General features: G+C 56.1%; 13 protein-coding genes and 1 pseudogene. 5 read left to right on the top strand and 9 right to left on the bottom strand.

Annotation, left to right across the window (positions count from 1 at the left end):
- Positions 1 to 413: 413 nt before the first annotated feature.
- Positions 414 to 1,778, top strand: coding sequence for a peptide MFS transporter (locus Q0O07_RS01235; protein ID WP_295489353.1), 1,365 nt, complete (start codon positions 414 to 416; stop codon positions 1,776 to 1,778).
- A gap of 22 nt (positions 1,779 to 1,800) precedes the next feature.
- On the opposite strand, the gene Q0O07_RS01230 is transcribed toward Q0O07_RS01235, so the two are convergent.
- The 6 genes from Q0O07_RS01230 to Q0O07_RS01205 form a co-directional block, all read right to left on the bottom strand.
- Positions 1,801 to 3,165 carry an FAD-dependent oxidoreductase gene (locus tag Q0O07_RS01230; RefSeq protein ID WP_295489350.1) on the bottom strand — a complete coding sequence of 455 codons (1,365 nt, stop codon included), beginning with the start codon at positions 3,163 to 3,165 and terminating at the stop codon, positions 1,801 to 1,803.
- Positions 3,162 to 4,829, bottom strand: a complete 1,668-nt coding sequence (gene betA, locus Q0O07_RS01225; protein WP_295489348.1) for a choline dehydrogenase — start codon at positions 4,827 to 4,829, stop codon at positions 3,162 to 3,164. The genes Q0O07_RS01230 and betA overlap by 4 nt, the downstream gene beginning before the upstream one ends.
- On the bottom strand, positions 4,816 to 5,016 hold the full coding sequence (locus tag Q0O07_RS01220) for a hypothetical protein (protein ID WP_295489345.1): 201 nt from the start codon (positions 5,014 to 5,016) through the stop codon (positions 4,816 to 4,818). The genes betA and Q0O07_RS01220 overlap by 14 nt, the downstream gene beginning before the upstream one ends.
- A 284-nt stretch (positions 5,017 to 5,300) precedes the next feature.
- Positions 5,301 to 6,929: a sulfatase-like hydrolase/transferase gene (locus Q0O07_RS01215; RefSeq protein WP_295489343.1), complete on the bottom strand. Its 1,629-nt coding sequence runs from the start codon at positions 6,927 to 6,929 to the stop codon at positions 5,301 to 5,303.
- Positions 6,930 to 6,965: 36 nt separating this feature from the next.
- Positions 6,966 to 7,598: a hypothetical protein gene (locus Q0O07_RS01210; protein WP_295489340.1), complete on the bottom strand. Its 633-nt coding sequence runs from the start codon at positions 7,596 to 7,598 to the stop codon at positions 6,966 to 6,968.
- A 4-nt stretch (positions 7,599 to 7,602) separates the two neighbouring features.
- A complete protein-coding gene (locus Q0O07_RS01205; protein WP_295489339.1) occupies positions 7,603 to 7,860 on the bottom strand; it encodes a hypothetical protein in 258 nt (85 codons plus the stop codon).
- Between the two features lie 116 nt (positions 7,861 to 7,976).
- Here Q0O07_RS01205 and Q0O07_RS01200 point away from each other — a divergent pair, with 116 nt between their 5' ends.
- From Q0O07_RS01200 to Q0O07_RS01190, 3 genes are read left to right on the top strand one after another with little or no spacing between them, the layout of a single operon-like run.
- Positions 7,977 to 8,597 carry a TetR/AcrR family transcriptional regulator gene (locus Q0O07_RS01200; protein WP_295489336.1) on the top strand — a complete coding sequence of 207 codons (621 nt, stop codon included), beginning with the start codon at positions 7,977 to 7,979 and terminating at the stop codon, positions 8,595 to 8,597.
- Positions 8,597 to 9,517, top strand: coding sequence for a formylglycine-generating enzyme family protein (locus Q0O07_RS01195; RefSeq protein ID WP_295489334.1), 921 nt, complete (start codon positions 8,597 to 8,599; stop codon positions 9,515 to 9,517). The genes Q0O07_RS01200 and Q0O07_RS01195 overlap by 1 nt, the downstream gene beginning before the upstream one ends.
- A 60-nt stretch (positions 9,518 to 9,577) precedes the next feature.
- Positions 9,578 to 10,468, top strand: a complete 891-nt coding sequence (locus Q0O07_RS01190; protein ID WP_295489332.1) for a haloalkane dehalogenase — start codon at positions 9,578 to 9,580, stop codon at positions 10,466 to 10,468.
- A 3-nt stretch (positions 10,469 to 10,471) separates the two neighbouring features.
- On the opposite strand, the gene Q0O07_RS01185 is transcribed toward Q0O07_RS01190, so the two are convergent.
- Together Q0O07_RS01185 and Q0O07_RS01180 are read right to left on the bottom strand one after the other, a co-directional pair.
- Complete coding sequence (locus Q0O07_RS01185; protein ID WP_295489329.1) at positions 10,472 to 12,283, bottom strand: arylsulfatase; 1,812 nt, start codon at positions 12,281 to 12,283, stop codon at positions 10,472 to 10,474.
- Positions 12,274 to 13,287, bottom strand: a complete 1,014-nt coding sequence (locus tag Q0O07_RS01180) for a glutathione S-transferase N-terminal domain-containing protein (protein WP_295489327.1) — start codon at positions 13,285 to 13,287, stop codon at positions 12,274 to 12,276. Before Q0O07_RS01180 ends, Q0O07_RS01185 begins: the two co-directional genes overlap by 10 nt.
- A gap of 130 nt (positions 13,288 to 13,417) precedes the next feature.
- Between Q0O07_RS01180 and Q0O07_RS01175 the strand changes: the two genes are divergently transcribed.
- Positions 13,418 to 13,807, top strand: coding sequence for a DUF4345 family protein (locus tag Q0O07_RS01175; RefSeq protein ID WP_295489325.1), 390 nt, complete (start codon positions 13,418 to 13,420; stop codon positions 13,805 to 13,807).
- Between the two features lie 524 nt (positions 13,808 to 14,331).
- Here the strand turns inward: Q0O07_RS01175 and Q0O07_RS01170 are convergent.
- Positions 14,332 to 14,440: pseudogene (locus Q0O07_RS01170) on the bottom strand (IS481 family transposase); the annotation flags it as partial.

The raw sequence follows: 14,440 nt of genomic DNA, 5'->3' as shown, positions 1-14,440 counted from the left end.
ACTGTTTGCGTTGCTGACGTCCATAAAATTTTTTCACGCCCGAATCTGATTTCAAGATACTAACGACTTGGACCGCGAGTCCGCATTGTCCCTTATTTTAACTTTAACGTCAACTATTTGACCATCAACGCCATTTTTACAATCGCATACACGCGTTAACCATATATGATCCCCCCAAGTGGCGCAATGGCAGCAAATGTCACACCGAGAAAAATATATCCAAAAACAATTATATCCTTGATAGTGTCTTGCAGATGCTACGCGCGCAAAGATGGCCGCCTGCTGCGTCGTTGCGCATCGGTTCTTCCTAGGCTCCGATACGCTGCCGCCATCATTCCCTTGCGCCTCTGTTCTAAGCGGGCATAGATACAGGCGCGGCTAGGGGCGCGGTGCATATCTGGGGGGGAATAAGCGTGGGCAGGATCGAACAAGCCGCAATTGGCCAGCCATCCGGTCACCCCAAAGGCTTATTTTATTTATCCTTCACCGAAATGTGGGAACGCTTTTCCTTTTACGGCATGTCTGCGCTGCTCACGCTGTATATGGTGAAAGAAGTGCTGCTGCCTGAAAATGCGGCGCAGGTCATTGGGCTGGCAACACTGCGTAATATGTTCGAATTTCGCGGACCGATGAGCGACGTTGCTTTTTCGGCGATCATTTATGGTTGGTATGCGGGCCTTGTCTATTTCACGCCGATCGTTGGGGGATGGGTTGCCGACCGGATATTGGGCGCAAAGCGCACGGTAATGCTCGGCGTAGTCTTGATGAGCGCGGGGCATCTGGCGATGTCCTTTTATGCCAGCTTTCTGTTGGCGCTCTTGCTTCTGATCCTTGGGTCGGGATTTTTGAAGGGGAATATTTCTGCGCAGGTCGGCGCATTATACCCCAAATCGGATGAATCCATGCGGTCACGCGGCTTCACCATTTTTTCGACCGGGATTTGCATCGGCGCGGCGAGTGGGCCGCTCGTCACTGGATTGGTTGCGGCGCTCTATGGTTGGCATGCCGGGTTCGCGGTTGCCGCGGCCTTGATGTTGATTGCGCTGCTCGCTTATGTCTTGGGGCAGCGCCATTTGCCCGATGATCGTCCGGTGGCACGCAAGCGCGAGAGCAATCCGCCATTAACGCGCCAAGAGAAGAAACGCTTAGCGGTCCTTTTATTGGTGATTGCGCTAACGATACCTGCGGAAATCGCTTACCCAATGGTGTGGAGCATCGGCATCTTGTGGGTCGATCAATATGTGAATTTGGCGACATCGCTGGGCGAGGTGCCATCGAGTTGGTTTGCATCGATGGATTCCATCGGCGCGATATTGGCGGCCCCTGCGTTGGTTATGTTTTGGGCATGGCAGGCAAAGCGCGGCAGCGAACCCAGCAGCGTGACGAAGGTCGGTATTGGCTCCGCCATCATTGCCTTTGCCGCCCTTCTGTTCGCTTATGGCAATTGGGGACATAGCGCGCCGGACAGTGTGGACGCCGGATGGGCCATCGCTGGCTGGCTGATCATGGGGCTGGCTTGGATGTATTATTGGCCAACGACTTTGGCCATCGTCAGCAGGGCCGCGCCTGCGGGCATGGGCTCTTTCCTGATGGGCGTTGCGTTCCTTTCCCCCTTTATCGGCCACGTGTTGGCGGGATGGATAGGCAGCTATTTTGACCAAATGCACCCGTCGACTTTTTGGATCATGGATTCTGCGATTGCGCTGGCAGGCGGCATTCTCATCTTGCTGTTCCGCAAACGCCTCCAAGCGGCGCTGGAATCTGATCTCGCTTCGTAAAGCTGCAAACCAACCCTAAGCGTTAGAAAATGCGCGCACCTTGGCGGCGGAGTTCTTGTTGCACGGCGCTGATGTCGACCGCGCAAAAGTCCCGGTCGGACTTGACGGCCAAGGCGGCGGCAACGCCTGCGCCTTGCCCAGCAACCGCGCAACACATCATGTTCCGGACCGCAGCATGGCTGACCTTGTCGCCACCAATCACGCGGCCAGCGGTAATCAAATGCCGGACATTTTTGGGTAACATCGACCGATAAGGCAATTGGAAATAGCGGCCAGTGGTCGGCAAAATAAGATAGCCATAGCCATCGATAAATTCCGGGAAGATGCCGATGCTATCGTCAAAACGGCCTTGCTCCATCACATCGTCGGCGGTCATGTTGTAGACCGCATCAATCTTGCGCGTATCGCGAATGCCTAACGTCATGCCAAAGTTACGCAGCTTGGCATCCTCGCAACCCGGCATGAACGCCTGCAACGCTGATATGGCGTGCATCGCCTGCTTACGCCCTGCCATTTCACCATGCGTCAGCGCATCGGGGTCGGTGCCGTCCAGATATAAATGACACATGTTGAGATAGGTCAAATCCCCCTGATCCGACACGGTGCCCCAAGTGCCAGCCATGGTCTTAACGCTGTCCGGTATCAGGCCAGCCTCCAACGCCTTTTGAAACGGCTTGCGTAGAAAGGGCGAGAACATTTCATCCTCTTTACCGCTGGTGATCACTTCCCACTCCCCGCCCACGGCCCAGTCGCCATAGGTTTGCGGGTCGGCCTTCACCGCATCGATGAACCGCGTTTTGTTCACGCCGCACATGGAAAACATGACTGAGACCGACATCATTTCGTCCACCGGATGCTTATGCGTTGGCGCGCCAGCCCTATGGGCAATGTCGGCGTCCCCTGTCGCGTCAATCACACGTTTGGCAAGGATCGCTTCACGGCCCGCCTTACTCTCCACAATCACGCCGCGGATTATGTTGCCATCCATGATCGGGGCCACACATAATCGGTGCAGCATCGGGATGACGCCTGCTTCTTCAACCAAAGTATCTGCGACAAATTTGAACGCTTCGGCATCCAGGCTGTGGCTGATCGATTGCGGCTCGGGCATGGCTGCGCCCATCAATTTGGCGCGGTCTTCAAACTCGCGCCCGATGCCTTCGCTGTCGATTGTGGCGGGGTGCCGATACCATGCGAAGCCCTCCACGCCGACCTGCGTGATATTGCCGCCGAAACAGCCATAACGTTCGAGCAAGGTGGTCTCGACGCCCGCGCGCGCCGATGCCAACGCTGCGGCAAGCCCACCGGGCCCCGAACCCACGACGAGAACGTCGGTGTGGCGGATCACATCAATATTGCGGGCGGGTTCGAGTATGGTTTCTATCATCGTTGCGCAATATCCCAATTTGGCGAGACGTAAAATGGTGCATTCGACGGGGCGAGCATCGGCTTGCCCAAGATATGATCGGCCGCCTTTTCCCCGATCATGATTGTCGGCGCATTTAGGTTGCCCGTGGTGATGGTTGGCATCACACCGCTGTCCACGACGCGCAGCCCTTGGACACCGATGACACGCAATTCGGGGTCGACCACGGCCATCGGGTCACGCGGACTGCCCATCTTGCAGGTGCAACTGGGGTGCAGCGCGCTTTCGACATGTTCGGCAATGAAGGCGTCAATCTGCGCATCGGTGACAATGTCCGCGCCGGGTTTTATTTCACGTCCGCGAAAGGGCGCAAAGGCGGGCTGTTGAAAAATCTCCCGCGTCAACCGCACGCAGGCCCGCATGTCTGTCCAATCGTCGGGATGGCTCATATAATTGAACAGGATTTTGGGTTTGTCATGCGGGTCTGCGCTTTTGAGCGTGACCGTGCCACGGCTTTTGGACCGCATCGGGCCGACATGGGCTTGAAAGCCATGTTCGGATGCCAGCGACGATCCGTCATAATTGATCGCCATGGGAAAGAAATGATATTGGATATCCGGATATTTGATACCGGCGCGGCTGCGGATAAAGCCGCAGCTTTCAAACTGGTTTGACGCCCCCAATCCCGACCGCCCCAATAACCATTGCGCACCGACCATCGCTTTACCCAGAAGATTGGCCTTGCCGTATAAAGTGATTGGTTGGGTGCAGGCCATTTGGAAATAAAATTCCAGATGATCCTGCAGGTTCGCGCCTACACCCGGCCGGTCGGCGCGCACTTCTATGGCATGCGCTTTTAACTCCTCGGCCGGGCCAATGCCGGAAAGCTTAAGCAACTGAACCGAATTGATGGGGCCGCCCGACAGGATGACTTCGCGGGCCGCGTGCACCTGATGCAATTGGCCTGCGCGTTCATACTCCACCCCAATGGCGCGCGTACCGTCAAACAGGATGCGGGTGACAAGCGCCTTTTCTATGACTTTCAGATTGGGCCGTTTGCGCGCTTCATATAAATAGGCCTTCGCCGCCGAACAGCGCGTGCCGTCCCGTACCGTCATGTCCATCCGGCCAAAGCCTTCTTGGGCATAGCCGTTATAATCCTCGGTCAGGTTGTAGCCCGCTTGCTGCGCCGAATCGAGCCAAGCCTGATGCAGCGGATTGTCGAGCGGGCCATAATTGGTCGACAAGGGACCATCGCCGCCGCGATATTCGTTGCCACCTTCGGCCCGGCCTTCGGCGCGTTTGAAATAAGGCAGGACATCGGCATAGCCCCATCCGCTTGCGCCTTCCTCTTCTTTCCAATGTTCAAAATCGAGCGCATTGCCGCGCACATAGACAAGGCCGTTGATAGAGGAGGAACCGCCCAAGCCCTTACCGCGCGGGCAGTTCAGGCGTCGGTTGTTCAAATGCGGCTCCGGCTCGCTTTCATACCCCCAATTCCACCTTTTGGTGTTCATGGGATAGGCAAGCGCGGCGGGCATCTGAATCAAGACCGAGCGGTCACTGCCGCCATATTCCAGCAACGCGACCTTATGCGTGCCATCGGCACTTAACCGGTCCGCCAATACGCACCCAGCCGACCCTGCGCCGACAATGATATAATCTGCGGCCTCAAGAGCGGGCATATATGGACTCCAGTTCCGCCGCGCCCCCATGCTGCGCGCGCGTTAGGTTGTCGGTAAAAATACCGCCAGACAAAAGGACGATTGCAGAATGGGTGTGTGCACGCATGCCAACGCCATAGCCGTTGGGTAGGGGCAAAGTCGAGACTGTGTTGATGGGAGTGTTGGTGGGGGTTTTCGGGGTGGCCATGCACATTAGCTCCTGTCGCCGTAATGATAGGAGCAACGCCACTCTTTCGTCATCCTGAACTTGTTTCACCTGCGGTGACTGACGTTCCAGGATATTAATTCTGAGACGTTGAAAATTAAGACCCTGAAACAAGTTCAGGGTAACGAAGGGGAGTATGTTCGGGACGGCGGGCTGGCCTCTACGCCCTCTGCGGCTGGGCTCTGCGCCCTCCGCGCCTCTGCGTGAACCATATTAAGAATTACGGTAACCTGCTCTAATAACCGCTTCTTCGCATCCCTACGCGATCAGTTGGCCCAATAGACATATTCCTGATTCTTCTTCCATTGCGCATTGAGCGGCACATCGATGCGGATCGCGCCTTCGAGTAAGCCGGGCCAGAGCGGTTGGGGAAGTCCGGCATTTTGCGCTTCGATCAACGTGCGCAGTGCCGCCACGCGCGCGGGGTCTTTCGCGGCCAGATTGACTTGCTCGGTTGGGTCGGTGGCAAGGTTGAATAGCCATGCCTTTTCGGGACGTTTGGAAATCTGCAATTTCCAGTCCCCTGCGCGGACCACGCGGTAATGGCCCGAACGCCAAAAAGTGATGTCGCGTTTTGGCCCAGTACCCAAAAGGTTGAAGCTGTCCATCTTGCGATCATTGGGCAGGTTTGCGCCGGTTGCCGCCGCAATTGTTGCAAACATATCCAGATGCTGCGCCACATCATTGCGCACGGTCCCCGGCGCGATTCTGCCCGGCCAGCGCATCAGCATCGGCACGCGAATGCCGCCTTCGAAGAAGGTGCCTTTATATCCGCGATAGGGTGTGTTGTGGTCCTTTATACCTGTGTACCACGCGCCGCCATTGTCGCTGGTAAAGATAACTAAAGTATTGTTGTCGAGGCCAGTGTCCTTCAGTTTTTGCAGGACATCGCCAATCCGCCGGTCCAATTGGCGCATCATCGCGCCATAGACGCGCTGGGTATGGTCTTTGATCTGCGGCAGGGCGTCATAATCTGATTTCAGCGCCTGCAACGGGGTGTGCGGCGCATTATACGCAAGATACATGAAAAAGGGCCGGTTCTTGTTTGCGTCAATCGCGGCCAATGCATTGTCGGTGAAATAATCGGTCAAATGGCCTTTGGGGCGAAAGCGCTGACTATCCCCCCAATAGACGGCATAGGGTAGATTTGCCCATAAAAAGCGGTCAATCGGGTCCCAAGGCAGCTTTGCATTGACGACTTGCGGGTCATCTTCGGCCATGAACAAATCCCCGCCGGCACGCATGCCAAGGCTTTCGTCAAAACCCTGCGACGTTGGCCGCAATGGCTTGGCCTCACCCAAATGCCATTTGCCGATGTGGATATTATGATAGCCCTTGGCCTTCAGCACCTCAGGCAACATGATCTCCGCATTGGGCACCCCCATATCCGCATAAGCGGGCAGGTCGCGGTTCAGCTCTTCATGATAGATGGTTGGATGGGGAGAGGGCCCATCATTATGCGCCAAGTTTGAAGCAAAAGCCGCTGGAATAGAGGTAAATTCAAAACCGAAGCGTGTGGGATAACGCCCCGTCATCAAGGCTGCGCGCGACGGCGAGCAGGTGGCGTTGGCGGCATAGCCATTGGCAAAGCTGACGCCCTGTTGGGCAATGGAATCAATATTGGGGGTCGGCACCGCGCCTCCGGCAACCCCGCCGCCATGTAGCGAAATGTCGTTCACCCCTAGATCATCGACGACAATCAGGATGACATTGGTCGGACGCTTGCCCGCGGGTGCGACTGCAGGACCCTGCGCCCAATTGATAGGACGGTTTGCGGCAATGGGTTCACGCCATTCACCGATGATGCCGGGCAGATAGATTTTATACTGCTGAAAACCCAAATAGCCCGCGCCGATCAACAGCATTAAGGCCCCGATCCATTTCCATTTTTTCATTGTTCTGGATTCATCCTTCGCGGACTTTGGGGTTGATCAGCTTGCAACGGTGAGGAAAATGATATGCGCCAAGGCCGCGAGCAACGCCAGCACCAGTGCAACCGTCACGCGCGGGCTGACATAAAAAGACACCACCCGCTGCGTTGGGAAAGAAAAAGTCGCCAGCGTGCCGAGCAGCTTATCGGGATGGCCTTCGGTAAATAAGGGGTCCATCACCAGCTTTATCATATCGCGCCGACTGCGGTAACGCATCAGGCCAAAGATCGTCCAATCGGGGTCCGCCTCGGTGTTCCACGCGTCAATATAGCCGCCGACCTTGCGTCCGACCATGCCGGGGTGGCCGCCTGTGCGGAACAGAGTTGGCATGAAGCGTTTCGAATAACGCTTGAGTAGATCAAAGCCTTGAACCATTTGCCCCGTTTTGGGGTCCTCAACCTGCTCCATCTGCGCTTTGACCAGATTGAGCATGACAAATTCGCGGCCATCATCGGCTTCAAGGAAAGCCCGCATAACCTCCGCGCTATTTCCTGTGCCCTGGAACCGACCCGCCACATGTGCCAGAAACGCCTCAATCTCGGCCGGTTTCAACGGGCCGGACATATTGTCATACCAGAGCCGAAATACCCCATATGCCAGCAACGCCGTGCCCCAGATTATCCATATCGTCATGGCTTTAACTGCTTGTCTTCTTGGCGCGCTCGGCATCGCGCCGCGCCTTTGCGGCCTTTTGACAAGCGGGTGACGTTTTTTTGATATTTTTGATGAGGCAGGCGCGGACATTTTCGCGGCTAAAGCTGCCCAATTCGGCGGCGCAATATTTACGGATATCGGGCATGCATGCTTCGCGCACATTGTCCTGCGCCAATAATGGTGCAGCAGAAAACAAAAGGCCAGACGCCGCCACAATGCGTGTTATTTTTAGCATCTTCATCTTTCACCTCTCCAAAGCTATCCGCAGAATTATATTGGCATTAATTGTGCCAAAATACATTTGCAATCACTTTTGCCTCTTGCGCCCATGTCTGTTTGCCGCAAAGCTAATGGGGCATGGCCAATATATCGCACAAAATGACAGCCCGCCCGACGGCGCAGCACGCCGATGGCCGCCGCGAACGCAGCCGGTCTAGCCGCTCGAAAATCGTCGCGGCTTTGCTCGACTTGGTGGGCAAGGGCGATGTAGCCCCCAGCGCGGCACGTGTTGCGGAGGTGGCAGGGGTCGGACTCCGCTCGGTTTTCCGACATTTTGACGATATGGATGAGCTTTACCGTGAAATGGGCGAGGTGATTGAGGCGCAGGTGATGCCCATCATCCTTCAGCCACCCACGGGCGCTAGTTGGCGGGAAAAGCTGCTCGACATCGCTGATCGGCGGGCGATGGTTTTCGAAACCATTTTGCCTTATCGGATTTCCGCCAATCTCAAACGTTTCCAGTCGCCCTATCTGATGCAGGACTATCGCCGGATGCTGCGGCTCGAATCTGATACCATTGAGTCCTATTTGCCCGCGATGGTAAAGGCCGATGTGGTGGGTACGCATGGCCTCAATGTCATATTGAGTTTCCAGACATGGCGATTGCTCCGGCATGATCAGGAACTACCTGTTGACGACGCTAAGGCTGTTGTGCGGCGCTTGCTGGGCGATGCTATGGCCGGCATGCCGGAGGATTGATGCAACGCTTCGGCTTAGCTCTCGGTCTGGCGTTGGCGCTGGGGCTGTCTGGTTGTAGCGATGCATCCGGGCCGCCCGAGGCTCTGTGCAAGGGCCAGTCCGGCAACAATATGGTTTGGGTGCCGAGCGGTAGCTTTGTGATGGGTGACGATCCGCATTATCCAGAGGAAGGCCCGCCGCAGACTGTGACGGTCAAGGGGTTTTGGATCGATGCCCATGAAGTGACCAACGCCGAATTTGCGGCCTTTGTAAAGGCGACGGGTTACAAGACCATGGCGGAACGTAATCCGCCCAAGCTACCCGATGCGCCGCCGGAAATGTTGGTTCCGGGCTCTGCTGTGTTCAATGTCCCGTCGGACGCCGACCCGTCTTGGTGGCGCTGGGTACCGGGCGCACAGTGGCGGCACCCTTCTGGGTTGCAAGAAAGCATCGTCGGGCGGGACCGCGAACCGGTTGTCCAGATCGCCTATCAGGATGCAGAGGCCTATGCGAAATGGGTGGGGAAAGAGTTGCCGAGTGAGGCGCAGTGGGAATATGCCGCGCGCGGCGGTGCGGCGGCTTTGCCCGAGCCGGTTGATGCGCAGGGCCAGCCGCAAGCAAATTATTATCAAGGCGTGTTCCCGGTGAAAAATCTGAACACCGACGGCTATGTCGGTCGCGCGCCTGTGGGCTGTTTTCAACCAAATGGATTTGGTCTGTATGATATGATCGGTAATGTCTGGGAATGGACGAGCGCCAGCGGATCGCGCGCCGACGCCAGCGAACCGGTTAACATCATAAAAGGCGGATCTTACCTGTGCGCTGCCAATTATTGCGCACGCTATCGTCCCGCCGCGCGCCAGTTTCAGGAACGCGGGCTAGGGACCGACCATATCGGCTTTAGGCTGGTGGATACAAAGAAGCTTGGGCCAGCTTCTTGACCTGTCATTCATAATATGACACTTAAAGTGTCAATATAATTTCTCTTAGGGGTTAATCTTTTGAAAGTCCTTCGCACACCCGATAGCGCCTTTGCCGATATCCATGATTTTCCTTTTAAGCCACATTATGTGGAGATTGCCGATCCCTCCGACGGCACAGATTTGCGTGTGCATTATGTCGATGAAGGACCGCGCGATGCGCCCGTCGTGTTGATGATGCATGGCGAACCAAGCTGGAGCTATCTTTATCGCCATATGATTGGCCCAGTCGTCGCCGCAGGCTTTCGCGTTGTCGCGCCGGACCTGATTGGCTTTGGCAAATCGGACAAGCCAAGCAAAAAAACCGACTATAGCTATGCACGCCATGTTGGCTGGATGCGGCAGTGGGTCGAGGCGCTTGACCTGAATGATATGACGCTCGTCTGTCAGGATTGGGGGTCGCTGATCGGCCTGCGCCTTGTCGCAGAAATGCCGGATCGATTTGCCAGCGTTGTGCTGTCCAATGGCGGATTGCCCGAAGGTGGTCCGCCACCGCGCGCTTTTGCCATTTGGCGCGCCTTTTCCAAATGGAGCCCCTTCTTTCCAATCGGCAGGATCGTCAACGCTGGGTCAAAGCGCGCGCTCAGCCCTGCCGAGATTGCCGCTTATGACGCGCCGTTCCCCGACAGTAGCTATAAGGCTGGAGCGCGGATATTCCCCAGCTTCGTTCCGTTTGAAAATAATGTCGCAATCCCCGATCAGAAGCGCGCTTGGGAAGTATTTGAGCAATGGGACAAGCCGTTCTTATGCTGCTTCAGCGATGGCGACCCAGTAACGCGCGGTGGCGAAAGTCGTTTCATTGGCCGTGTTCCCGGCACTGCGGGTCAGCCGCATTGCACGTTGAAGGGCGGTCACTTCATTCAGGAAAATGATCCGCAAGGCTTCGTCGACTGCATCCTGAAAGTACGATAGCCTTCAAGGTTTCGCGGACCCCAAAGGCTGCTTTCGCCGCCGTCTGCGCCACCAGATTGCGGCGGCTGTTGCCATAACCAATAGCGCGCCCACCGGCCACAACGCGATAAGTCGTGGGATCAGCAACGTGCGCAGCGCGTTGGCCAAAATCTGCTTGGGCGCGGTGTACCCTTCGGGCATCGGCAGCACTTTATTTGCCTTGGCAAAGGCGGCATAATCCTTTTGCATGGCTGCAAAACGGTCGGGGTCTGAACCCGACAGATCTTTGGTCTCGCCGGGGTCCATGGTGATGTTGTACAGCCGCCAGCGGCCATCACCATAAGGCGGCAGATTTTTGACGAGCTTGTAATCGCCTTTGAACAACACCGCATTGCCGGACAATTCATATCCCAAAGGCTTGTCCGCCGAATGGACGGACGATGCAGCACCGGTGAGCATAGGGGATAGGTCCATCCCAATCATTGGCTCGACGCGGCGCCCCGCAAAACTGCCTTGCTGCGGCATGACCCCGGCAAGTTTCAGCAACGTCAGCGGCATGTCGGTGACATGGGCAAAGCCTGCGGCAACGGTGCCGCCTTTGATCGCAGGATTGCCGGGCCAGGCAAGGATCATCGGCACACGCAAACCACCTTCGCTCGCGGTAAACTTATATCCCCGCAGCGGCGAGGCAGATGCGCTTGCAAATCCTGCGCCTTGGGCGGTCAGCGAACCCGGGCGCCCTTGTTGGGCGATGCTTTGATCATAGAGTTGATTGGCGTTCCAACGCGTGAACGCGCCCATGGCCATGGGGTCCGTGGCCTCGGCACCATTGTCAGACAAAAACACGAAGATAGTATTTTCATATGCGCCTATCGCCTTTAGATGCGCGATTAATCGGCCGATTTCCCGATCCATTGCCGTGCCCATGGCGGCATAAGCGGCCATCGCCCCTGCACGTTGCCGTCGCTGCTCTGCCGTCAATTTCGACCAGTCACCGCTGCTGTCCATGGTTACCATCGCAACACCTGTGGGCATTACCCCTTTGGCAATCGCGGCGGCGCGGCGTTGGTTGCGCAATGCCGTCCAGCCATCCGAGTAGCGCCCAGCATAAGCCGCAATATCAGCATCGCGTGCCTGCACCGGAATATGATTGGCGATGAAATTGACAGATGCCAGAAATGGCCTTCCGCTGGCCTTTTCGCCGTCGATATAGCGTATCATCCTGTCGACAATCAGGGTTGAGGAGTAAAAGCGCTTAGGTAGCTTTACAGGCTTTCCATCCTCACTCCATTCGGTCTTGTCATAAATCAGCAGATTGGGCTTATCTTCAAAATTGTCCGCGCCCGATTGCGCCAGCGCCAGCGCCCGATCATAGCCGCGCGCCGTCGGCACAGTATCGGGCGTATGTCCCAAATGCCATTTTCCGGTCAGATATGTGCGGTAACCAACATTGCGAAGCTGGTCAGCAATGGTGACCACGCGGTTGTTGAGCCGCGCTTCATAGCCGGGTTTGCCCAGATGCTCCGGTGGAATTGTCTCTGGCATATTGCCCAAGCCAGCGCGGTGGTTGATCACGCCCGTTTGCAGCATGGCCCGCGTTGGCGAGCAGGATCCAGCCACATGGAAGTTTGAAAAACGCACACCCTTTGCGGCAAGCGCGTCGATATTGGGTGTCGCAATCTCGCCGCCATAGGCCCCGACATCACTAAAGCCCCAATCATCGGCAAGGAGGATGACAATATTGGGGCGCTTCGTTGGTGCCGCCTGCGCGCCCAGCGATGCCGGGCTGAACAACGCCAGCGTTATCAGGAGGGTAACCGCTCCTTTCAGGCGCATGGGTTTCGCAAGGCCTCAAGGCAGCCCGTTTGCGCCAACAGCGGATCGACCTTCGCCAGCGCTGCATTTTCCAAAGCGGCATAGCGCGCGCGCAAATCAGCCAGGCACTTTACCTGATATTTGAAAACACCCTGTGTGTAAGGCAGGCCCATGGCCGTGATGCTGAATGTGTCGTCTCCGGCTTCAATCGCGGCGGCGTTGGCGAGGAGGAAGGGCATGTAGATTGCGCCCACCTGTTCCAGCCAAGCGGTGATGATCGGCGCAAAAGGCGTATCCGCCCCTGCGATCTCGGTATCCCATTGCCCGTTAATCCCCGACATATCGTCAATATGGAGCAGCCATCGGAAACTATAGGGATAATCTGCGCGCATCATTGTCTGTGCGGTTGGATCAACGCCAAGTTGGGACAATTGCCCGTACATCCCGAATTCCGCCATGCTGGGCCGTGTACCGAATAAGCAGTGATTGTCCACCACATGCGTCTCCAGCGCACCTAAAATCGCGCGGGTTGAGGCCTCGATCAGCGGGAAGTTTTCAGCCGCGCAGCCGACAATCGCCATGCGCCCGACCTGGCGTGCGCGGAACTGTTCGGCAAAGGCCTGACTGGTCGCCAGCCCGCCGCCCTTCATCGCGTCAAACGCGAGCCAGCGGCTCATCTGGATCTGGTCCACCTCTTCCAACCAGCGATACCCAAACATGGCCTTTGTCACCCATTCGTCGGCAAAATCCTCAATCAAATGGGCGATAAAGGCGTGCGCCGGATCGGGCGGGATCACGGAGCGTTCGGCGTGCCGCGCTTCCAGATCATAGATTAAAGGCGTTGAATCATTGTGAAATGTCCCATCGGGATATTCCATCACTGGAATGACAGGGGCCTTGACCTTGCTGAGCGCATCGCGCGAGTCTGCGCCATGCACCCACATATGCGGAATGCGCCGATACCGCATAAGCGCACGCATTTTCATGGAATAAGGCGAGCCCAGTGCTCCATTAATCGCGTACATGGGGGGTGGTCCTTACATTAAATTGTCTTGTCATCATGTTTGACGCAATCTAATGACATTATCAATGCCATATTATGAGGGTGAGGGCCGACATTTATTGACCCTGCGCCAATTTTCGGGGACGGAATAGATGAAAAGAACAATGCAAATCCTGATTGGCCTAGTCGGTCTTTTGAATATCGTGATTGGTTTGAGTTTCCTTTTCAATCCGACGAAAATGGCAGCCGAATTCGCGCTTTCTCCGCTGGGGACGCAGGGAATGGCGACAATGCGCGCCGACTTCCCCGCTTTCTTTCTGACAGGCGCTATCTTTTCGCTGATCGGTGCGTGGCGCGCAGACCGTACCCCCCTGATGGTGCCTTTGACGCTTATCACATTTGCGCTTCTCGGGCGTTTCGTCAGCATTGCGTTCGATGGTATCGCGCCGACGACATTCCCACCGATGATAATTGAAGCCGTCATGATCGCGCTGCTTGGTGTGGCCTACAATGCCTTTGGAAAGCCGACGCAGCGTCGCTAGGTCGCCGCAGATGGCGTTTTTGTGGCGGGGGCAGAATAGCTCACTAGGATAAATCGGGCAGTTGCAAGCATCAGAGCGTTCCTCCACCTGCGCAGGCAATAAGTAGCTATCAGTCGCAATTTTATTCAGGCGTACTTTAAGCGACTCTCCGTACTAAATCTATAATCGGAAATTATGGCAACTCTACTCGTTCTAAGACACTCTGATTTGCAGCAGGATCGCCTTTTTCAATTACTACTGCCACGCTACCTGTCGTTATACTGCGACTGTCTGCGTCGCCGATTTGTTCGGCTAAAGCTGTGCCAGTGCTAACGGATGTGACCCGGTAGCGGGCAGCCACAGCACCTTCGGTGCTTGTGACGCTTAGCATTGCACCGGTTTCCAATAGCGGAGCACCATAATTCAATTGAATTCGTCTGCCCCCACCCTGGGACACCACTAAAGGCTGAAAATGAAATGCAATCTTACGAGATGCCGCCAACGCTGTAAGGTTGACGATCTAGCGGGACATCGACTGGGAGAGATTATAGCCTTTCGCGAAGGGCTTCATAGGGTGTTTTTCCGTTGAAAGCACCGTGCGGTCGGTTGAAGTTGTAGAAGTTCTCCCATTCGATGAGCTTGGCCTCGAGATCG

Origin of the sequence: Sphingorhabdus sp. EL138, from assembly GCF_945890115.1 — a bacterium.
GTDB lineage: Bacteria > Pseudomonadota > Alphaproteobacteria > Sphingomonadales > Sphingomonadaceae > Sphingorhabdus_B.
The sequence above is the reverse complement of the archived record's forward strand: the minus strand, read 5'-3'. Positions and strand labels throughout refer to the sequence as shown.